21 protein-coding genes and 1 pseudogene are annotated in these 20,138 nt (G+C 69.9%); 11 read left to right on the top strand and 11 right to left on the bottom strand.

Features of this window, described 5'->3' with window-relative positions; genetic code table 11:
- From DT076_RS20095 to DT076_RS15680, 6 genes and pseudogenes are all read right to left on the bottom strand, one after another.
- Positions 1 to 298, bottom strand: a pseudogene (locus DT076_RS20095) (hypothetical protein); the annotation flags it as partial.
- Positions 295 to 1,797 (bottom strand): sigma-E factor regulatory protein RseB domain-containing protein, encoded by a 1,503-nt coding sequence (locus DT076_RS15700; RefSeq protein ID WP_114127633.1) that lies wholly within the window; start codon positions 1,795 to 1,797, stop codon positions 295 to 297. The gene DT076_RS15700 and the pseudogene DT076_RS20095, both read right to left, overlap by 4 nt.
- Positions 1,797 to 2,468 carry an RNA polymerase sigma factor SigE gene (gene sigE / locus DT076_RS15695; protein ID WP_114127663.1) on the bottom strand — a complete coding sequence of 224 codons (672 nt, stop codon included), beginning with the start codon at positions 2,466 to 2,468 and terminating at the stop codon, positions 1,797 to 1,799. The genes DT076_RS15700 and sigE overlap by 1 nt, the downstream gene beginning before the upstream one ends.
- 180 nt (positions 2,469 to 2,648) lie before the next feature.
- Complete coding sequence (locus DT076_RS15690) at positions 2,649 to 3,644, bottom strand: formylglycine-generating enzyme family protein (protein ID WP_114127632.1); 996 nt, start codon at positions 3,642 to 3,644, stop codon at positions 2,649 to 2,651.
- Positions 3,645 to 3,657: 13 nt separating this feature from the next.
- Complete coding sequence (gene dapA, locus DT076_RS15685) at positions 3,658 to 4,542, bottom strand: 4-hydroxy-tetrahydrodipicolinate synthase (RefSeq protein WP_199539230.1); 885 nt, start codon at positions 4,540 to 4,542, stop codon at positions 3,658 to 3,660.
- Positions 4,539 to 4,763 carry a biotin/lipoyl-binding carrier protein gene (locus tag DT076_RS15680; protein ID WP_114127630.1) on the bottom strand — a complete coding sequence of 75 codons (225 nt, stop codon included), beginning with the start codon at positions 4,761 to 4,763 and terminating at the stop codon, positions 4,539 to 4,541. Before DT076_RS15680 ends, dapA begins: the two co-directional genes overlap by 4 nt.
- Before the next feature lie 98 nt (positions 4,764 to 4,861).
- On the opposite strand from DT076_RS15680, the gene DT076_RS15675 reads away from it, so the two are divergent.
- Both DT076_RS15675 and DT076_RS15670 read left to right on the top strand, forming a co-directional pair.
- Entirely contained in the window at positions 4,862 to 5,515 is a 654-nt protein-coding gene (locus tag DT076_RS15675; RefSeq protein WP_114127629.1) for an O-methyltransferase, read from the top strand.
- 39 nt (positions 5,516 to 5,554) lie between these two features.
- Entirely contained in the window at positions 5,555 to 6,496 is a 942-nt protein-coding gene (locus DT076_RS15670) for an SDR family NAD(P)-dependent oxidoreductase (RefSeq protein WP_114127628.1), read from the top strand.
- A 24-nt stretch (positions 6,497 to 6,520) separates the two neighbouring features.
- Here the strand turns inward: DT076_RS15670 and glgC are convergent, their stop codons facing one another.
- A complete protein-coding gene (glgC, locus tag DT076_RS15665; protein WP_114127627.1) occupies positions 6,521 to 7,744 on the bottom strand; it encodes a glucose-1-phosphate adenylyltransferase in 1,224 nt (407 codons plus the stop codon).
- A 147-nt stretch (positions 7,745 to 7,891) separates the two neighbouring features.
- Between glgC and glgA the strand changes: the two genes are divergently transcribed.
- Together glgA and DT076_RS15655 are read left to right on the top strand one after the other, a co-directional pair.
- Positions 7,892 to 9,112 (top strand): glycogen synthase, encoded by a 1,221-nt coding sequence (gene glgA, locus DT076_RS15660; protein ID WP_114127662.1) that lies wholly within the window; start codon positions 7,892 to 7,894, stop codon positions 9,110 to 9,112.
- A 516-nt stretch (positions 9,113 to 9,628) separates the two neighbouring features.
- Positions 9,629 to 10,342: a class I SAM-dependent methyltransferase gene (locus DT076_RS15655; RefSeq protein WP_114127626.1), complete on the top strand. Its 714-nt coding sequence runs from the start codon at positions 9,629 to 9,631 to the stop codon at positions 10,340 to 10,342.
- A gap of 195 nt (positions 10,343 to 10,537) precedes the next feature.
- On the opposite strand, the gene DT076_RS15650 is transcribed toward DT076_RS15655, so the two are convergent.
- Together DT076_RS15650 and DT076_RS15645 are read right to left on the bottom strand one after the other, a co-directional pair.
- On the bottom strand, positions 10,538 to 11,200 hold the full coding sequence (locus DT076_RS15650; protein ID WP_114127625.1) for an HAD family hydrolase: 663 nt from the start codon (positions 11,198 to 11,200) through the stop codon (positions 10,538 to 10,540).
- A 68-nt stretch (positions 11,201 to 11,268) separates the two neighbouring features.
- On the bottom strand, positions 11,269 to 11,790 hold the full coding sequence (locus DT076_RS15645) for a GNAT family N-acetyltransferase (RefSeq protein ID WP_199539222.1): 522 nt from the start codon (positions 11,788 to 11,790) through the stop codon (positions 11,269 to 11,271).
- Positions 11,791 to 11,944: 154 nt separating this feature from the next.
- Between DT076_RS15645 and DT076_RS15640 the strand changes: the two genes are divergently transcribed.
- The 3 genes from DT076_RS15640 (at position 11,945) to DT076_RS15630 (ending at position 14,775) form a co-directional block, all read left to right on the top strand.
- A complete protein-coding gene (locus DT076_RS15640; protein ID WP_147264167.1) occupies positions 11,945 to 12,973 on the top strand; it encodes a serine hydrolase domain-containing protein in 1,029 nt (342 codons plus the stop codon).
- A 142-nt stretch (positions 12,974 to 13,115) separates the two neighbouring features.
- On the top strand, positions 13,116 to 14,012 hold the full coding sequence (locus DT076_RS15635; protein WP_114127622.1) for an aminoglycoside phosphotransferase family protein: 897 nt from the start codon (positions 13,116 to 13,118) through the stop codon (positions 14,010 to 14,012).
- Between the two features lie 187 nt (positions 14,013 to 14,199).
- Positions 14,200 to 14,775 carry a DinB family protein gene (locus DT076_RS15630; RefSeq protein WP_114127621.1) on the top strand — a complete coding sequence of 192 codons (576 nt, stop codon included), beginning with the start codon at positions 14,200 to 14,202 and terminating at the stop codon, positions 14,773 to 14,775.
- An 83-nt stretch (positions 14,776 to 14,858) separates the two neighbouring features.
- On the opposite strand, the gene DT076_RS19215 is transcribed toward DT076_RS15630, so the two are convergent.
- Positions 14,859 to 15,566: a hypothetical protein gene (locus DT076_RS19215; protein WP_147264166.1), complete on the bottom strand. Its 708-nt coding sequence runs from the start codon at positions 15,564 to 15,566 to the stop codon at positions 14,859 to 14,861.
- Positions 15,567 to 15,769: 203 nt separating this feature from the next.
- On the opposite strand from DT076_RS19215, the gene DT076_RS15620 reads away from it, so the two are divergent.
- The 4 genes from DT076_RS15620 to DT076_RS15600 all read left to right on the top strand — a co-directional run bounded on the left by DT076_RS15620 (position 15,770) and on the right by DT076_RS15600 (position 18,907).
- On the top strand, positions 15,770 to 16,063 hold the full coding sequence (locus DT076_RS15620; protein WP_114127619.1) for a hypothetical protein: 294 nt from the start codon (positions 15,770 to 15,772) through the stop codon (positions 16,061 to 16,063).
- Positions 15,958 to 16,299 carry a GNAT family N-acetyltransferase gene (locus tag DT076_RS20460; protein ID WP_114127618.1) on the top strand — a complete coding sequence of 114 codons (342 nt, stop codon included), beginning with the start codon at positions 15,958 to 15,960 and terminating at the stop codon, positions 16,297 to 16,299. The genes DT076_RS15620 and DT076_RS20460 overlap by 106 nt, the downstream gene beginning before the upstream one ends.
- Positions 16,300 to 16,490: 191 nt before the next feature.
- Positions 16,491 to 17,180: an ATP-dependent DNA ligase gene (locus DT076_RS15610; RefSeq protein WP_158548168.1), complete on the top strand. Its 690-nt coding sequence runs from the start codon at positions 16,491 to 16,493 to the stop codon at positions 17,178 to 17,180.
- A 722-nt stretch (positions 17,181 to 17,902) separates the two neighbouring features.
- The gene (locus tag DT076_RS15600; RefSeq protein WP_114127615.1) at positions 17,903 to 18,907 is read left to right on the top strand and encodes a hypothetical protein; all 1,005 of its coding nucleotides are present in this window, start codon (positions 17,903 to 17,905) and stop codon (positions 18,905 to 18,907) included.
- Positions 18,908 to 18,989: 82 nt separating this feature from the next.
- On the opposite strand, the gene DT076_RS15595 is transcribed toward DT076_RS15600, so the two are convergent.
- On the bottom strand, positions 18,990 to 19,928 hold the full coding sequence (locus tag DT076_RS15595; RefSeq protein ID WP_158548167.1) for a phosphotransferase: 939 nt from the start codon (positions 19,926 to 19,928) through the stop codon (positions 18,990 to 18,992).
- Positions 19,929 to 20,138 lie beyond the last annotated feature (210 nt).

Raw genomic sequence — 20,138 nt, 5'->3', positions numbered from 1 at the left:
TCCGACGACGCCCCCACCGAGGAGCTGCCGCGGGTCGACGGCCCGCCCGGCCTCCCGCCCGCGGCGCCCAGGGTGGCGGGGCCGGCGCGGTCGAGGAGGAGACGGGAGGTTCCGGGGTGGGCGGGCGCGAGGCGGACCCGGCCGAGGACGGGGCGGGCGCGGCGGGCGGGAGGCCGGGCGGGCCGTCGACCCGCGGCAGCTCCTCGGTGGGGGCGTCGTCGGAGACGGGCAGGATCGACCAGGGGTCGTCGGCGGCGCGGCGGGCGGGGTCCGGCGTCGCGGCAGGACCGTCGCTCACCGCTGCAGCACCGTGGCGATGACCCGCTGCCAGCCCTCGAGCACCCGCGACAGGGCGCTGCGCTCCCGCGGCGCCTCGTGCGGCAGCTCGCCGACCGCGCGGGCGACCACGTCGTCCGGGGCGTCGGTGCTGACCGTGAGCACCCGCTCCCCGCTCTGCCAGGCGAGGGTGGTCGGCACGGTCTGCTCGCTGCGCCAGACCCCCGCCGCCTCGTCCCAGCCGTAGCCGGACGCCGGTGCGCCCAGCTCCCCGGCCTGCTCGGCCACGTCGAGGACGTGCACCCCGTCGCTGTAGGTGGCGTGCAGCACCCCGTCGGGGGTGGCGCGCAGGTGCACCAGGGACAACCCGCCCAGCGTCTCGTGGCAGGACCAGCCCTGGGCGGTCAGCCGGTCGGCGTCGGCCACCGGCAGCGCGCCGGCGCTGCTGAAGGCGGCCAGCCCGGGCGCCAGCCGGGCGTCGAAGGTGCTGGCGCCGATCTGCAGCCGCGTGTAGCCCACCGACTCCCGGACCTCGCCGGTCTCGTCGTAGCGCTGCGCCTGCAGCACCAGCCCGGAGTCCTCGTCGACCCACCACCGGGCCACCAGCCGGCCCCGGTCGCGGGCGTCCACCACGGTGGCCGACCGGCCGGCGACCTCGGCCGCGCCGAGGTGGCCGGTGAGCTGGTGCTCCCGGCCGAGCAGCTCCGGTGGGATCGTCGCCTCCGGCAGCGGCATCGAGCCCTCGCCGACCTGGCGGCCGGCGGCGTCGAGCACCCGCACCTGGGCGCTCTGCCCGGGCTGCACGACCACGTCGACGCTGGCGCGCACGCTGCGACCGGCGTCGCGGAACCAGACCTGCTGGGTGCCGGTGCGGCCGAGCACGGAGCCGGCGACGGCGCTGTTGCGCAGCACCACCAGGGCCTCCTCGTGGCTGAGCTCGCGGCGCCGGACGACCTCGCCGACCGTGGGCGCGGCGCCGCCGCCGAGCTCGCTGCGTCCGCCCGGGGTGGTGAGCAGCACCGCGGCCAGCCCCTCCGGGACCAGCGGCAGCTCGCTCAGCGCCACCCCGAACGAGGCGTCGGTGCCCTCGCCGGCCAGGTCGACCCGGCGCACCTCGTCGGAGGCGGCGGTCCAGCCGACGGTGGTGAAGGCGATGATCAGCACCGAGGCCAGCACCCCGACGGCGCCGAGGCGGCGGCGCACCACCCGGTGGGTCATCGGCAGCGCGGCCGGCTGGCGCGGCTGGTCGAAGGGGCGGGTCCACAACGGGACCGAGGCCTGCTCGCCGGCGATCCCCACCAGCCGGCGGGAGAGCTCGTCGGGGGCGCGGCCGCCGGCCAGCCGGCTGGAGCCCAGCAGGTCGCGGACCCGCCGCAGGGACTCGGCCTCGGCGCGGCAGGCGTCGCAGCCGGTGAGGTGGGTGAGCAGCCGCTCGCGCGTGGCGTCGCCGAGCGCGCCGTCGACGAGCGCCGACAGCTGGTCGGGACGGGTGCCGCAGGGGCGGCGAGCGGGCAGGGCCATCAGGTGACGGCACCCCGGACCCGGTCGACCGACTCCGGCACGCCGCGGTAGCGCTCGCGCCCGGCCAGCGGGCTGCGGTGGGCCAGTGCGGCGCGCAGCTGCGCCCGGCCCCGGTGGATGCGGCTGCGCACGGTGCCCAGCTTGGTGTCCAGCACCTGCGCGACCTCCTCGTAGCTCAGCCCCTCGATGTCGCACAGCACGACCGCGGCCCGGAACTCCGGGGACAGCGCGTCCAGCGCGGCGGCGACGTCGTGGTCGAGGTTGAGGTCGTCGACCTGCTCGGCCGGCGCGGCCTCGCGCGAGACCAGCCGCTCGGCGGTGCCGTCCGCGAAACCGTCGAAGCGGATCCGCTGCTTGCGGCGCGCCTGGTCGAGGAACAGGTTGGTCGTGATGCGGTGCAGCCAGCCCTCGAAGGTGCCGGGCTGGAAGGTGTGCAGGGAGCGGAACACCCGGACGAAGACGTCCTGGGTGAGGTCCTCGGCGTCGTGCGGGTCGCCGGTGAGGCGGTAGGCCAGCCGGTAGACGCGGGTGGAGTGCTCGGCGACGACCTGCTCCCAGCTCGGCGGCGTCCACCCGGTCTCGGGAGCTGGCGGGGTGGCGGGCGGCTCGGCGGCCTCGGAGGGGCGCCGGCGGCTCGTGCCGCGGGACCGGATCGGAGACCATGCCACCATGTCGTGCACCCCTTCCTGCCAGCTCGCGCCGCGCGAGCGGACCACCACCGTGGCCCACCCACCTGTGCCGGACCTGTGAGACGGCTGTCCGTCGCGCCGCGGCCCGCGCACCAGTGTAGGTGGTGACGCCCCTCCCCGGGCCCGTTCGACGGCGGGACGCCGGGCCGCGGCCGGGCCCGCTCAGCGGTCGACGACCAGCCGCATCCCGGTGTGGCCGAGGGAGGAGTCGTCGGTGACCGAGGTCCGGGCCGCGACCCGGTAGCGGTTGCAGTAGGAGCGGTGGCAGAGGTAGGAGCCGCCGCGGACCACCCGGGTCACCCCGTACCGCGGTCCCTGCGGGTCGACGCGGGTGGCCGGCTTGTCGTGGCGGTGGTACGTGGCCGAGAAGCGGTCCGACGTCCACTCCCAGACGTTGCCCGAGGTGTTGTACAGCCCGTAGCCGTTGGGCTGGTAGGCGTCCACCGGGGCGGTGCCGAGGTAGCCGTCGTCCTCGGTGTTGACCGTCGGGAAGGTGCCCTGCCAGATGTTGGTGCGGTGCTCCCCGCCCGGGGTCAGCTCGTCCCCCCACGGGTAGGTGGCGCCCTCCAGCCCGCCCCGCGCCGCGCGCTCCCACTCGGCCTCGGTGGGCAGCCGGCCACCACGCCAGCGGGCGTAGGCGCGAGCGTCGTCGTAGGACAGGTGCACCACCGGGTGGTCGAGGACGTCGGCGACGTCGGAGCCCGGGCCGCGCGGCGCCCGCCAGGTGGCCCCGCGCACCCCGCGCCACCACGGCGCGCCGGGGACGCGGGCCTCCATCACGTGGTCGGCGGCGGCCGGGTGCACCAGCAGGTGGAAGACGAAGGACCAGCCGAACCGCTCGGCCTCGGTGCGGTGGCCGGTGGCCTCGACGAACTCGGCGAAGTCGGCGTTGGTGACGGCGTGCGCGGCGATGGCGAAGGCGCCGGTGGAGACGCGCCGGACCGGGCCCTCGCCGTCGGCGGGGAACACCTCCGCGGCTTCCGATCCCATCCAGAACTCCCCGGCCGGGATCTCCACCAGCGGCGAGCGCGGGCTGGGGTCGACCGTGCGGGCGGTGGCGTCGGTCGGTGCGGGCGCGACGGCGTCGGCGGGCCGGACGGTCGGCGTCCCCAGGCTCTGGCGGGTGGGGCCGCAGCAGCCCCCGGCGTCCTCGTGCATCAGCGGTCCGTGCTCAGAGCAGCCCGGCCCCGTCGAGCTGGCGCCAGAACGTGTCCAGCTCCTCCTCGGTGGCCTCGACCATCGGCGGGCGGACGCGTCCGACCGGACGGCCGAGCCGGCGCAGGGTGCCCTTGACCATGGAGACGCCCTGGGTGGCGAAGACGCCGGTGTAGACGGGCAGCAGCCGGCGGTGCAGGGCGAGCGCGCCGCCGACGTCGCCGGCCAGGTGGGCCCGGACCAGCTCGGCGGTCTGCGGTCCGCAGAAGTGGGTGGAGGTGCCGACCACGCCGACCCCGCCGACCGCCAGCATCGGCAGCGTGGCGGCGTCGTCGCCGCAGTAGTAGGCCAGCCCGGTCTCGGCGACCACCCGGGTGGTGGCGACCAGGTCGACCTTGGCGTCCTTGACCGCGACGATGCGCTCGTGCCGGCCCAGCTCGAGCAGGGTGGCGGTGCTGATCTCGGTGCCGGCCCGGTGCGGGATGTCGTAGAGCATCACCGGCAGCGGGGTGCTGTCGGCCACCCGGGTGAAGTGCTCCAGCAGCGCCCGCTGCGGCGGCTTGGAGTAGTACGGCGTCACCACCAGCAGGCCGTGGGCGCCGGCGTCGGCGGCCTGCCCGGCCAGCTCGAGGGTGTGCCGGGTGTCGAAGGTGCCGACCCCGGCCACCACGCTGGCCCGGTCGCCGACGGCCTCGACGACCGCCCGGACCAGCTCACGCTTCTCGGCGTCGGTGGTGGTCGGGCCCTCCCCGCCGGTGCCGTTGACCACCAGCCCGTCGTGCCCGCCCTCGTCGACCAGGTGACGGGCCAGCGCGGCGGCGACGTCCAGGTCGAGGGAGCCGTCCTCGGCGAAGGGGGTGACCATCGCCGAGAGCACCCGTCCGAACGGCGGCTCCATCAGCGGACCTCGCCGATCACGACCAGCGGGTCACCGTCGCGCACCACGTCGCCGGGCCGGGCGACCACCTCCAGGACGGTGCCGGCGCGCTCCGCCAGGACGGGGATCTCCATCTTCATCGACTCCAGCAGCACCACCTCGTCCTCGGCGGTGACGCTCTGCCCGACCGTCACGTGCACGCGCAGGACGGAGGCGACGAGCTCGGCGGACACGGTGTGGTTCATGCCCGGCATCGTAGGCCGTCACGACGGACGGCGCCGCACCGGCGAAACCCGGCGAGCGTCCCGGCTGCGGGCGGTCGCGCAGGTCTAGGCTGTCGCGGGTGAACCAGTCGCCGCAGGGTCCCACCGCCCCCACCCCCGAGCTGTGGGCCTGGACCGAGACGTTCGTCCCCGAGCCGCCGCACGCCGCCGAGGCGCGGGCGTCCGCGGAGCAGGCCGGGGAGCTGACGGTCAGCCGGGGCGGGGCAGCCCTGCTCACGCTGCTGGCCCGCACCGTCTCGGCCCGGGCGGTCGTCGAGATCGGTTCCGGTGCCGGCGTGTCGGCCCTGGCGCTGTTCGCCGGGATGGTGCCCAACGGGATCCTCACCAGCGTCGACACCGAGGCCGAGCCGCAGGCCGACGCGCGCCGCACCCTGCTGACCGCCGGCATCCCCAGCAACCGGTTCCGGCTGATCTCCGGACGCGCGCTGGACGTGCTCCCCCGGCTCAGCGACGGCGGCTACGACCTGGTGCTCATCAACGGCGACAAGCTGGAGTACGTCGAGTACATCGCCCAGGCCCAGCGGCTGCTGCGCAGCGGCGGGCTGGTGGTGGTGGAGAGCGTGCTGCTGGGCGGGCGCACCGCCGACGCCAGCAACGAGGACGACGAGACCATCGTCATCCGCGAGGCGCTGGAGGCGGTCGCGGAGGCCGAGGACCTCACCTACTCGTTGCTGCCGGTGGGCGACGGCGTGCTGGTCGCGGTCAAGCACTGACCCGGGGAGAGGCCCGCGCGGCTGGGTAAGGCTGCTGGTATGACCGCTCCGCTGACCCTCGTCGCTGGTGCCTCCCGCGGCCTCGGCTTCCTCATCGCCCGCGAGCTGCTGGAGCGCGGGCACCGTGTCGTGCTCTGCGCCCGCGACCCCGACGGCGTGCAGAGCGCCGTCGAACGACTCTCCGAGCACGGCGAGGTGCACGGGGAGACCTGCGACGTCGCCGACCGCGCCGACGTCGAGCGGCTGATCTCCTCGGTGGAGGCGGCGCACGGGCCGCTGGACGCGCTGTTCTGCGTGGCCGGGGTGATCCAGGTCGGCCCGGCGGAGGAGATGACGCTGGAGCACTTCGACGAAGCGATCGACATCATGCTGCGTGGCCCGCTGCACCTGGTGTGGACGGCGCTGCCGGGGATGCGGGAGCGGCGCCGCGGCCGGATCGGTGTGGTGACCTCGATCGGCGGCGTGGTCGCTCCCCCGCACCTGCTGCCCTACGCCACGGCCAAGTTCGGCGCGCTGGGGTTCGCCGAGGGGCTGGTCGCCGAGCTCGCCGGCAGCGGCGTGACCGCCACCGCGGTGGTGCCCGGCCTGATGCGCACCGGCTCCCACGAGGAGGCCCTCTTCACCGGCGACCAGGCCCTGGAGTACGACTGGTTCGCCCCCGCGGCCTCGCTGCCGCTGCTGTCGACCGACGCCGAGCGCGCGGCGTCCCGGATCGTCGACGGGGTGCTGGCCGGTCGGGCCCGGATCGTGCTCACCCCGGCGGCCTCGCTCGCCCAGCGGGTGCACGGCATCGCCCCGGGGCTCACCACCAGGGCGATGGGGCTGGTCTCCCGGCTGCTGCCCGACGCCGCCGACGGACCGACCGGGACGGTCCCCGGGCACGAGGCCGGGCGCCGCTCGTCCTCCGGCCTGGTCACGGTGCTGACCACCCTGGGCCGGCGCGCGGCCGACCGCTACAACACCCGGGCGCACCGCCGCTGAGGCGCCGGCGTCCGGGCCGGCGGCTCAGGTCGCCGGCACCCGGACGTTCTTGCCGACCACGGTGATCCCGCCGGCGGAGACGGTGAACCCGCGGGCGCGGTCGTGCTCGTGGTCGACGCCGACCTCGGCGCCGTCGTCGACCACCACGCCCTTGTCGAGGATGGCCTTGCGAACGACGGCGTTGCGGCCGACGGTGGTGCGATCCAGCAGCACGGAGTGCTCGACGTTGGCCCACTTGTCCACCCGGACCCGCGGGGAGAGCACCGAGGAGTCGACGTCTCCGCCGGAGATGATGCAGCCGGGGCTGACGATGGAGTCCTCGGCCGTCCCGCGCAGCACGAACTTCGCCCCCGGCGCCTGGGGGGCGTTGGTGACGATCGGCCACTCCTCGTTGTAGAGGCTGAAGGCCGGGCGCACCGAGACCAGGTCCATGTGGGCGTGGTGGTAGGCGTCGATCGTCCCCACGTCGCGCCAGTAGCCGCGGTCGGACTCGCTGGTGCCGGGGACGGTGTTGTGGGTGAAGTCGTACACCTGGGCCTGCTCGCGCTCGACGAAGTAGGGGACGATGTCGCCGCCCATGTCATGACGCGAGGAGGGGTTGGCCGCGTCCTCCCCGAGCGCGGTCTGCAGCGCGGAGCGGGTGAAGATGTAGTTGCCCATCGAGGCGTAGGACTCCTCGGGGCTGTCCAGCAGCCCCGGCGGGTCGGCCGGCTTCTCCAGGAAGCTGGTGATGCGCGCCGACGCGTCGGCGTCGATGATGCCGAAGGCGCTGGCCTCCGAGCGCGGCACGCGCAGCCCCGCCACCGTGCAGGCCAGCCCGGACTCGATGTGGGCGGTGAGCATCTGCCCGATGTCCATCCGGTAGATGTTGTCGGCACCGAAGACGACGATGTAGTCGGGGTCGGCGTCGATCACCAGGTTCATCGACTGGTAGAGCGCGTCCGCACTGCCCAGGTACCAGCGCGGGCCCAGCCGCTGCTGGGCCGGCACCGGGGTGACGAAGTCGCCGAGCATGGTCGCCATCCGCCAGGTCTGGGAGATGTGCCGGTCCAGCGAGTGCGACTTGTACTGGGTGAGCACCGCGATCCGGTGCAGGCCGCTGTTGGCGAGGTTCGACAGCACGAAGTCGATCAGCCGGTACGTCCCGCCGAACGGCACGGCCGGCTTGGCCCGGTCCACGGTCAGGGGCATCAGCCGCTTGCCCTCACCACCGGCCAGCACCATCGACAGGACCTTGGGACGCGACATGTCCCGAACCTAGACCGCGGTGGTACGGCGCGACAACGCGCCCCGCCGCCCCGTCTCAGCCGGTCCTGCGCCGGTGCCCGGGACCGCGCCCCCGGCGACCCCGGCCGGCTGTGCCACGATGCCGACATGAGCAGCGTGGCGGACCGGCTGTCGGTCTCGGTCCTCACCCGGGAGTACCCCCCGAGCGTCTACGGCGGCGCCGGGGTGCACGTCGCCCAGCTGGTCCCCCAGCTGCGCCGGCTGTGCGAGGTGGAGGTGCACTGCACCGGCGAGCCGCGCGAAGGGGCGACGGCCCACCCCGAGACGTTCCCGGCCGGCGCCAACGCGGCGCTGCGGGTGTTCGGCGCCGACCTGTCGATGGCGGCGGCGATCGGTCCGGTGGACCTGCTGCACTCCCACACCTGGTACGCCAACCTGGCCGGCCACCTCGGCTCGCTGCTGCACGACGTGGCGCACGTGGTGACCGCGCACTCCCTCGAACCGCACCGGCCGTGGAAGGCCGAGCAGCTGGGTGGGGGCTACCGACTGTCGTCGTGGGCGGAGCGGACGGCCTACGAGGCCGCAGACGGCGTGATCGCGGTCAGCGCCGGCATGCGTCGCGACGTGCTGGACTCCTACACCGACCTCGACCCGGACAAGGTGCACGTGGTGCGCAACGGGATCGACCCCGAGGAGTTCCGGCCCGACCCCGGCACCGACGTGGTCCGCGGCCTCGGCATCGACCCGGACCGTCCGTCGGTGGTCTTCGTGGGCCGGATCACCCGCCAGAAGGGGCTGATCCACCTGGTCCGGGCGGCCGAGCAGCTGGACGCCGGCACCCAGCTGGTGCTGCTGGCCGGGGCCCCCGACACCCCCGAGATCGGCCGTCAGCTGGAGGAGGCGTTCGAGTTGCTGCGGCAGCGCCGCGGCGACGTCATCTGGGTGCAGGAGATGCTCCCGCGCGCCAGCGTCCGGCAGGTGCTCACCGCCGCCACCGTCTTCGCCTGCCCGTCGGTCTACGAGCCCCTGGGCATCGTCAACCTCGAGGCGATGGCCTGCGAGACGGCGGTGGTGGCCAGCGCGGTCGGCGGCATCCCAGAGGTGGTCGTCGACGGCGAGACCGGGCTGCTGGTGCCCTACGACCCCGCCCGGGCCGACGACCCGGCCGCGGTGGCGGAGTTCGAGACGGCCTTCGCGGCCCGGCTGAACGAGCTGGTCGCCGACCCGGGGAGGGCCGACCAGATGGGCCGGGCGGGCCGCCAGCGCTGCCTGGAGCACTTCAGCTGGGAGCGGATCGCCGCCGAGACGGTCGAGGTGTACCGGGTTGCGCTGGAGCGCCGGGCCGCTGCCCGGTCTAGCAGCGAATGGGTGTGGCAACGGCGAGGATGAGCCCGACGACGCCGAAGGGGGCAAGGGCTGGTCGACGGTGGACGCTGTGGGTGACTCGGCTGATGCCGTCGAAGAGGTCTAGAGGGTGCCGCTGAGTGCGGCGGCATGAGCCCTGGGCTGGTCGTCGCGCAGGCGGAGTTCGACCCGGCTCCGAAGTCGCCTGGATCGACCGTTCCGGACAGCCTGTGCAGTGAGCAGTGTTTTCGGACGGCCCTGCAGCGGTGGTTCGCGCTACCGCTGGAACTGTTCGAAAAGGATCGTTACTGGCCCGCCGTCGGAGGGTCGCGGGATCTGTGACGTATCCCTGCTCGGCTCTCCCGCGTTGCCAGTTGTCGCCTCGTCACCGTGCATCCATCGTGCGGGGCATACGTGCGTCCTGCTCACCAGGTGCGGTGCCGGCAATCGACGGACGCCGCGGCCCCATGAGGGACTGGCTCACCGGGCACACCCCGCTCAGGGGACTGAAGGCATGCTGGCTCCCCGCGGCCCGGATCAGATGCACCTACAGTCGGGAGCGTGGCAAACGCATGGGAGGACCTCGCGGGTGACTACGAGCTGGCTCGACAGCGTGACGACTCCTTCGACCGCCTTCTGGAGTGGCCCGCACAGCGGAGCGCGCTGGGTGACGTCACAGGCCAGCGGATCCTCGATGCTGGTTGTGGCAGTGGCGCCAAGGCGATAGCGCTGGCCCGGGACGGCGCTGCGGAGGTCGTCGGGATCGATATCGCGGGCGCCTTCATCGAGCACCAGCTCAGCAACGTTGAGTTGGTGCGTGCCGACCTGTCGGACCTGGCCTCAGTTCCGGCCGCCCAGGGCCGGACGTTCGACACGATCGTGTTCTTCCAGTCGATCAGCTACTCCAGGAATCAGGTGCGCACTCTCGTCGATGCCCGACATCTGTTGGCAGACGGGGGCAGGATCCTCGTCCAGCGATCGCATCCCATCCGATTCGCCGTGGAGAGGGCTCAAGCCAATGGAACCTCCCTCGGCGAGGAGTACTACTCGACGGAGCCGTATACTTACCAGTCGGGGTGGAACAGCTCCGTCGCGCTGACCCACTCCACCGAGACGTTTTCGACCATGCTCAACACTTTCGCGGCCGCCGGCTTGACTGTCGATCATGCGAGTGAGCCGCAGCTATCCGACGAAGCCCGGGAGCGCTACCCACACAAGCAGGAGTGGCTCAACCGGTACTTGGGCGTCATCCTCTTCGAGCTCAGTGCGCGTTAAAGCCTCCCGAGCGGACACCGGTTGACTCCCCCTATCGCTCGGCACGTCAGCCACCTGGACCTCCTGCGCCACCACCCTGATGGCAAACGATGGTGCTTGTTGCGGACAGACAAGGGCTGTGCGCGCTTGTGTCGGCTACCCACCTTTGCGAGCCGGTGTGGTGAGTCTCTGACTCAGATAGGTTGCGGTGGGCGTCTATCTGAGGCCGCAGAGGGTTGTTACCCGGTGCAACCGACGGTCCTCGACGCTCCGCAGCGGAGGGAGCAGCAGCGTGGTGATCCCGAGCTCAACGGCGGCACCGTCAGGCTTCGACCGGTCGCCGACCATCAGCGTTGTCTCCTTCTCGGCACTTAAAAAGTTCAGCGTGGCCTCGAAGATCGCCGGGTTCGGCTTCTGCACGCCTTGTTCGAAAGAGAGCACGAAGGCGTCCACCATGGTTCCCAAGCCTGCCTCGAAGAAGGCTGGACGCAGATCGAAGTGCAGGTCGCTGAGCACAGCGATGCGCTTGCCACGGTCCTTCAGCTTCTTAAACGTCTCTGCGACGTCAGTGGCGAACGGATTGTAGCGGTAGTCCGATTCAACGGCATAGAGAGCTTCGGCAAGACTTCTATCTAGTCCGGCGTCGCTGAAGACCTCAAAGTAGATGGTGCGGTGCAGATCGGCGTCGCAGTCCACTCCGGGTGCGTCCAAGCGTGCTTCGCCTGGGTCAACAGCAGCCAGAGCGTCTTCTACCCGCTGCACGTCGGGTGCAGATGAATCCCGGCCGGTGATGTGAAGTGCGTGCTCGATCCACTTCGACCACGACAGCGTCGTCACGAGCGTGCCACGCCAGTCGAAGATGATGGAGGAGAAGCTCACAGCCTCATCATGTCGGATCGACTGACCCACGAAAGTGGTGCTGAGGAAAGTTTCGGCGAGACCGTATGTCAGTTGATGGCCGCGATGCGAGCGTGGAGGTGCATGTCGTGCCACCCGTCCGGGTGCAGCGTGTGGCTGCGCTTGGTGCCCTCTGCGGCAAAGCCTGCTTTGAGCGCTACGCGACAGGAAGCCGGATTGCCGGTCGAGTGCTCGAGCTCGACGCGATGGAGGCCAAGGACTTGAAACGCCCAGTTGGTAGCGGTCTGTAGAGCAAGTGGGGCAACCCCTCGGCCTCGCGCTGCGGCTACCACCCAGTACGCCGCCTCTGCCCAGCCGTCAGCCAGGTGGGGTCGCAAAGTGATACGCCCAGCGAGCCCGTCGTCTGCGGCGATGGCCCAACTGGCCGGTGTCTCGTCTCTCCAGCCCGCGCGAGCATCGGTCACCCACTGCAGCGCCTCATCGAACGTCATGGAGCGACAGTGCCACTGCTGGATGACTGGGTCCGAGTAGGCGGCAACCAGCGCTTCGGCATCCTCGTTCCGCCAGGGGCGCAGATGCACTGTCCCCGCGTCGAGATGAGGTTGGCCCATGCCACCCAGACGACCGGGTGGGACGACTGGGGACAAGAAGGACGGCACATGCTCAAGAATGACAGGAGCGCCCCGGCAGTCGCACCTACTCAGTGACGATCGTTTGTGAGGCAACTCTTGGACAGAGGCCTCATCGGCGTGCGAGTTTGTGGCGATGACCAGCGTGTCGGAGTCTGCTCAGCTCTGGGCCGGTGAGGAAGCCCTTCGCCTGCTCGCACGTCACCGAGTGCCTGGTCTTGCCGTCGGCGTGTGTGATCGCACCGGACCGCTCTGGTCGATCGGCGTTGGTGTGACGGCACTGAAGGCCGGTCAATCGGTGTCCACCGGCACCCTTTTCAGCCTCCAGTCCGCGTCGAAGATGTACACCGCGACGGCGGTGATGTGCGCTGTCCGCGACGGCCTCGTCGACCTCGACCTGGCCCTGCCCACGTACCTGCCGGGGTTCACCGTTCACAGCCGTTGGGAGTCCACGCCGGAGGCACGAATCACGCTGCGGCACCTGTTGTCGCACCGGGCGGGTTTTGTCCATGAGGCGCCGCGCGGCTCCAACTACGACAACAGCGACGAATCGTTCGAAGACCACTGCGCGAGCATCAGCGAGACGTGGCTGCAGTTTCCCGTCGGGGAGCGTTACTCCTACTCAAACCTGGGAATCGACCTGGCGGCGTTGGTGCTCCAAAAAGTCAGCGGGGTCGGCTTTCCGACCTACGCCGACCGGGTTGTGCTGCAGCCGCTCGGTCTACATCGCACCACGTTCGACATCGCCCGTATCGAGGCCGATCCTGACCGTGCTGTCGGACACTCCAAGAGCGCGCCACCGCGACTCGCAGTCCCGATGCTGGGCGCAGGCGGAGCTTACGCCAGCGTTGACGACGCACTGAGGTACATCGCGTTCCACCTGGACCGTGGCCGTAGCCTCCTCGCGCCGGAGCTGCTGCGGCAGATGTATGAGGTGCCCGATGCTTCTCCAGGTCAGCGGGTCGGCTACGGGCTCGGGATCGACACCGGCATCTGGAACGGTCGGCTGGTGCGCAACCACGGCGGTGGGGGGTTCGGTTTCCTCTGCGATCTGGCCTGGGATCCGATGGTTGGGGTGGGTGTGGCGGTGCTCACCAACAGCGATGACCACCCCTTCCAGGTCCACTTCGCGACGCAACTCCTGGACCTCGCCGCGTCCCCCTGAGGGGCGTCTCACAAACGATCGTCACTGAACGGCGGGATCGGGTCGGCTGGGCCGCGGTGCTGCACCACCGGAGATTGAACTGCCGAGGTCACCAACGTCACCCGACGGGGTCCCGGCTGCACGGCTGTTAGCGTCACTGCTCATGGGCGAAATCATCGATCAGGGGCCTGCTCTGGTTCGGCACCTGGTCGAGAGCCAGTTTCCTGCATGGGCTGGTCTTGTCATCGAACGCGGCCCTGGCGGTGGCACCGACAACCACCTCTACCGGCTGGGCGAGGACAAGGTGGTTCGTCTGCCCCGTCAGGCACGGGCAGCGGAAGTGGTCAGCAAGGAGCACCGTTGGCTGCCCCGCCTGGCCCCTCACTTGCCTCTGGAGATCCCGGAGCCGCTCGGTGTCGGTGTCCCGGATCCGGCCTTCCCCTATCCGTGGTCGGTCTACCGCTGGCTCGACGGCGACAACCTGCTCGATTGTCCCTCAGCCGATCTGGCTGATACAGCCCACCGGCTGGGGCAGTTCGTCCGAGCACTTCAGTCGATCGATCCCACCGGTGGCCCAACCTCTGTACGCGCGAGACCGGTGACCCCCAATGACGACACCGGCGTGTGCGCCACCATCGACAAGCTCGCCACTGCGGGCCTGCTCGATCCGACCCCAGCTCTGGAGGTCTGGAAGACAGCGCTGGAGACACCCGCATGGACCGGGCCGCCGGTATGGATTCACAGTGATCTCTACACCGGCAACCTTCTGGGACAGCACGGTCGATTGAGCGCTGTTATCGACTTCGGAATGCTTGGTGTGGGCGACCCCGCCTGTGACCTGCTGCCGGCATGGTCACTTCTGACGACGTCGACCCGTGAGGCCTTCCGAGCCCAGGTCGGTGTCGATGACGACACCTGGAACCGTGGTCGGGGCTGGGCCCTGAGCGCGGGTCTAGGAGCCGTTGCGGTGTACGGGGACACCAACCCCACGCTCGCTATCCCGGGACGACACGCCATCGCGCAGACCATCGAGGACTGGCAGACCAAGAACACGACCTAGCACCGCTCACCCTGTCTAGCGGGCCCCTTTCGGCCTCACGGTCGTTCGGCCCAGGCTGCTCGAAAACCATCGTCACTGAAGCAGTCTGTGCCGTGGGTCCGCCGCGTCGTCCAGCCATAGTCCGGGCGCCTGTCGCTGACCTTGTATCCCCAACGGGCTGCTCCGGATCAGGACTACCATCACGGCAATGCCCAGCACGCCGATCCATCACGATGATCACGGCTATCTACACGAGTCACGTCGTCAGGTCCTGCGCTCACTCGAAGGCCTGGAGGAGTACCAGGTCCGGCGCCCGATGACAGCGACCGGCACGAACCTGCTCGGCGTCGTCAAGCACCTGATCGGCATCGAGGCCGGCTACCTAGGTCTCTGCCTGCAACGGCCATTCCCACGCGCGCTTCCCTGGATCGATGCTCAAGCAGCCGCGGCGAACTCGGACATGTGGGCGACCATCGACGAGTCGCGGGCCTACATCGTCGACTTGTACGAGCAGGCCTGTGCTCACTCCGACCGTGTGCTGGCTGAGGTGGGGTCAGGGCACCCGGCCAGCGTGCCGTGGTGGCCCGAGCGGTCCAGGTCCACCACAGCCGGCGCTCTGCTGTCACGAGTTCTCAAGGACACCGCGACGCACGCCGGGCAACTGCAGATCCTGCGGGAACTGATCGACGGTCAGGCCGGTGATGACCGGTCCGAGCACGACGAAGCCTGGTGGACCGAGTACCGGCAGCATCTGGAGGCCGTCGCTCGACACTTCTCGCCCTAACCAGGCGAGGACGCATCCAGGTAGAGACAGAAGGAGTGGCCGTCCGGATCGAGCATGACTCGCTTGGCGCTCGAGGGTCGTCGTCAGTTCTCCAGCGCCCAACTGGCGTTGCCGTTCTCTAAACTGGTGTAGAGCACTTCGGTCACTGTCGACTCCTCTGGACCGATGACCATCCAGCCGCCGATGCACTGGTCTAGAGCAATCGTTGTCGCAATCGGATAGGTGCTCATCTCAGTGATCGGCTGCCGAGCAGCAACCTGCTGGCCGTCGGTGGTCACGCCGGCCCAGGGGCTCAGACCGATTGGCGCTGAGGTCGCACCGTCGGGAGCAGCCGTTAGGCAGGCTTCGACGTAGACCGCTGGGGCCGTCGAACCGCTATTCAGCGGGAACAGAGGGTCGTAGTCAGTGAGCCTCATCGACACGTTCGGGCCGACGTAGTAGTCACCGAACTCCAGGTAGGCACGTTGACCGCTGGGGCCGCTGGTCTCAACTCCCTCATCTGGCCCGCCGGTTGGGTCGGACGTCGGAGGAGTTGGCTCCGAGGTTGAGGGCGACGGCTCGGGGAGAGCTGTCGGATCGGGGCGGGGTGTCCAAGTACTCGTGGCGGACGGGCTCGGACTCGGTGTAGGCATCGCATCAGCTGTGACCTCATCCACCGGCATCGGTGGCGCGTCAGTCGGCGCGGCTTCATCACGGCTGCCCAGCAGGTAGCCGGCGAACGCGGCCACCAGGGCGACGATGACGCCAACTAAAACCAGAATGAGCACTAGTTGGGATCGCTGCGAGGCCATCGCCAGTCCTTCCGGGTCGGCTACGCGCAACCTAGCGGTTTATCGCCGACCTCCGTCTGCAGCCTGCGGGCCTGATCTGACGACTGGTGTCCGAGGTTGGAGCCGGGGTCCGCGTTCGCCCCCCCTCGCCGCTGTCGGGCGATGCCGCCGACCGATCGCCCATAACCAGTCGCCACGTTCGCTCGCGTGGATCAGGATCAGGCATGGCGATGACATGCCGTTTGCAGCGCGACGAGGACCAAGACCTGATCTATGACGTCCACAGAGCAGCGTTCAGTTCAAATCTGCATGGCCGGCTTCCGGCCGCGATCGGCTCAAGCCCGCAGTTCGTGCCGGGGTGGTCGTGGGTGGTCGAGCGTGACGATGTGCTGATTGGTCATGGGATGGCGAGCTGGACATTCCTCGACCTCGACGGCGGTGGATCGGTCGACTGCCGCACCTGTCCCCCCTCGCAGTCCTGCCCGGACACCAGCGGCGCGGGGCCGGCTCGGCGCTGATTGCCGCAATCGTGGACGCCGTCGACCTCGCCGGCGCCCCGTTCCTGCTGTTGGAAGGGTCTCCGGGGTTCTACAGCCGATTTGGCTTCCAGGACGCACGCATCCACGGCGTCCGCTTCCCGTTGCCCCCCGGAGCACCAGCAGGAGCGGGACAGCTTCGCCCGCTGACGTCCTACCGGCGGCTGGCCGGGCGCGTCAGGTACCCGCCTGCTTTCCTCGCGGCGACTATCGAGTGAATGGCCCTCCAGCAAGCGGCGCCACCGGCGCTGGCTTCGCGGCACGGACTCTCGGAACCCAACGATGAGTGAGCGCTGCTCCATAGTCGCGACCGAGGTACGGCACCTCGTCGAACTGCGAGACTGATCCGGTGTGCTCAGCGCCGATGAAGCCGCAGCCAGCCGAGCGGCTGCCGACTGGCCCAGGTTGGGTGTTCGAGCCGAAGTACGACGGCTATCGGGCCACCATCGCCGTCCAAGTCGGCACTGCGCGACTGCTCTCTCGACGCGGCACCGACCTGACCCCCTCGTTCCCTGAGGTGGCGGCCGCCGTCGTCGACCAGGTGCCCGACGGCACCCAGCTTGACGCCGAGGTCGTGATTTACCAGAACGGGCGGCTCAGCTTCGATGCGCTCCAGCAGCGGATGGCCACCGGCAGGCGTCGAGCCTTGACCCTCGCCCGGGAAACGCCGGCCACGCTGATGGTTTTCGATGTCCTGGCCGACCAGGGCATCGATCCCACGGCCGAGCCGTGGACTCGCCGGCGGGAACGGCTCGAGCTGCTGGCCACCAGTTGGCGACCCCCGATCCAGCTAACCCCGTACACCGATGACGTCGAGGAGGCCGCCGGCTGGATGGAGGCACTCGCGCCGATGGGGATCGAGGGTGTCGTGGCCAAGCGGGTCAGCGCCCGCTACGGCGTCGCTGGCAGCTGGGTGAAGGTGAAGCACCGCCAAAGCCTGGAAGGGGTCGTGGGCGCCGTGATCGGACCCCTACAGCGGCCAGAGGCGCTGGTCGTGGGCTCCTGGGACGAGGACGGAACTCTGCGCATCCTGGGTCGCGCTCCGCTGACCCCTCGCCAGGCCGCTCAGATCGACAGGTACATCCCCCACTGTCCGTAGTCGAGGTCGTAGAACAGCCATGACTCGCTACCCACGCCCCTAAGATCCCTCAGCTCCTCCGGGGCCGAGGGAACCCAGCCGGCGGCATCGGCCACCGGTGCACTGAGTCGACACTCCAGCGTGAGCGGTTCTTCCATACGGGGTCGCCTCCACTCTCGCAGTGGATCCAGGAGATCGGCGAAGCTCGTCACCATCCGAGTCTCCCTGAGTTTCCCGTCGCCGTCGCGGCCCCGCCGACACCGGCCGGTCACCAACCCTGGCGTGGCGTTCTGCTGCCCCAGTTCGACCTCGGACAAGGCCGCGTGCACGCATGAATGCTTGCTCACTGTGGGCTGGTGAGCCGTGCCGCGATGGGGACGGCGCAAGTGGGGCCGGCCTGTCGGTCCCCACGTTGGACGTCGATCCGGCGACTCGTGGCCTGCCCGCCGAGGGGCTGCATCACCGGCAGGAATGTCGCCTCGCTCCCAATACCAACTGGCTTGGTCGGTGCACCCACGGCCGCTGCAGGCGACACTAGCCGCGTGACCAGTTATGGCGCTGAGGAGCAAAGGACCACAAACTCAGACCCGTCGGGATCCGCTACCCCGCCTTCGTCAGAAGCTTGGTTGGACGAGTACTGGCTGTCGCCGGAGCCCCACAATTCATGCTACCTCTTCATCACAGGTCCCAGGTCCAAGCCGAGCCGTGAAGAAGGCCCACCCGTACACGCGTTCCTCCACGGCATGCGCGAGCTGCAGCGCTGCGAGCCGTGGTCGCTGGACCAGCTCGAACGCTTCTTATGGGTGATGGCCACCCGCCGTCAATTCGAGCGGTTCACCTTGCTCGGTGCCTGGCCAGTCAGCCCAGGCAGCTTCGTCTGCGTCCTCGACCAATTGAGCACCGGCCCGATCGGGGTCACCGTCGACCGCCACATGGTCGACGACCCACCCGCCGGCGACGAAGACGCCCCAAGCGGAGCGCTGCGTTCAGTCATCGACGCCAGCGTGTGGCAGACGGTGGCGACGCTGACCCACCTCGACGCCCGCACCGTCGCTCGGTGGCGCACTCAGGGCTGGGTGAAGGACGGCATCGTCTGGGACCGAGACCCCGGTCACCTCACCTCCCCCTGGTCGGGGTATCGACCACCTCGAGCAGGCGACATCCAATTGCCCGTCGAGGAACGCCCGTGGTGGGAGGTCAAGCCGCCTTCTGGCAACGCTGACCCCTGGCAAGCCGCACTCGAAGACCTCCGCGGCTGGGCCGAGCAGTCGATGTGGGCGTCTACCCTGCTCATCCGTCGGGTCGTCCTCGACAACCCTGACACCCGCCGAGAAGGCCGGCGCTGGGTTGCCGGCTGGGTCATCGCCAGCAACTGGGCAGCCCACGTCGAAGCCGTCGTCTGGCCACGTGACAACACCGGGGCCGGGACGCAGCTGCGCGGTCTGCCCGGCATCCCTGACGAGGCAGCACTCCCTGGGCAGCGCTACCTGCGCCCGGCAGACATGTCGGTCGCTGGGCCGGGCTGCTACACGGACCACCTCTATGGGCGTCACGCGACTGATGCCCTCAACGCCAGGCTGCCACACAGCGCCCTCGGCGGAGGGGTGCCAAGACGAGGCATCGCCTGGCGGCACCGCTTGAGTCGACGCTCCGATATCGACCCAACCGTGCTGTCCACCCACCCCTCAGCAGATCGTATGGCCGCCGTCATTCACCAGGCGATCGACACCGCAAATCCAGGACGATAGCCAGCGGATATGGCCCTGCTTTCCGCCTACGCCGACGGGCCATCGACAGCCATCTAGGAGGAAGAACCCCCGGGAATGGCGGTCATGTCGGCGGCATCATGTGCCAGTTTCCGTGGTCGTCCTGTGTGTAGCGGATGAACGGATCGTCAAGCATCGGGAGCAGGTTCGGCTGGCGGCAGCCTTCTCGGATCCAGGCGAGCTGGGCGATCGTGAGGAGCATGTCGGCCTCGGAGGGATTGAGCGGGCGCACCGTCTCGTAGCCGTCGAGGAACGGTTGTCGATGCGGCGGCGGGATGCGGGTGTAGTACTCAGCGATGTCGGCGGTACGCCAGCCGAACCCGCACAGGTCGAAGTCGAAGAACCGAACCGTTTGTTTATCACGATGGAAGTTGAGTTCTTGAACATCACCGTGAATGACGCCCCATCCGCCCGGGCCAGGATCGAAGTTGCGGAGCCGGCGGCGGATCGTCGTGATGTGGGCGCGGATGGCGGCGGCGGCGCCTGGGCTGGCGTGGGCGAGGTCAGCCTCGATCGCGGGAAGGTGCCGGTCGAGCATGGCGGCCTCGTCGAGCGCGTAGCGGTGGTGCCGAGTGGTGAACGTGTCGGCGGTGACGTGGATCTGAGCCAGCGCCTGTCCAACCCGGTGCGCTCCGGACGGGTTGCGGGCGCCGGGGCGTCCAGACGCCCAGGTGAATAGCGAGTAGGTCCGTCGCTCGCCGTGATCAAGGACACCGATGCGCGACCCGTCGCGTTGCCGGACTGCGGTGGAGACGGCGACACCGTTTCGCGCTAGGTGGTCGAGCAGATCGAGTTCGAACTCCAGCTCAGACTCATCGCCGATCCACCACGCCTCACCACGGATCCGGACGGCGTAGCGGCCCAACTCGGTGGTTACGGCCAAGGTGTGGTTGCGGGTGGCTTGGAGGGTCCGCACATCGCTCGGCTCACCGATGTCGTAGCGCTGGGCGATGACCCGGGCTAGGTGGTGCTCCACCTTCGTGATCTCATCGGCGGGCGTCATGGCAGCTCTCCCTGTTGGTCGCTGGTCCCGGATACGGGGTCGACAGGGGAGATGGCCTGGAGGCATCCCGCCAGAGAAGTATCAGGACCGCGTTCGATCCGCAAGACCTATGACCCGAACGACACGGCGTCTTCCAGTCTGCGCTTGGCTCAGCGATGACCTCATCGACGAGCGACTACCGTCTCTCCCATACGTCGGCCGCCCGCTTCA

Origin of the sequence: Desertihabitans brevis (assembly GCF_003327535.1) — a bacterium.
GTDB classification, from domain to species: domain Bacteria; phylum Actinomycetota; class Actinomycetes; order Propionibacteriales; family Propionibacteriaceae; genus Desertihabitans; species Desertihabitans brevis.
This window is presented reverse-complemented; position numbering and strand designations above follow the sequence as displayed.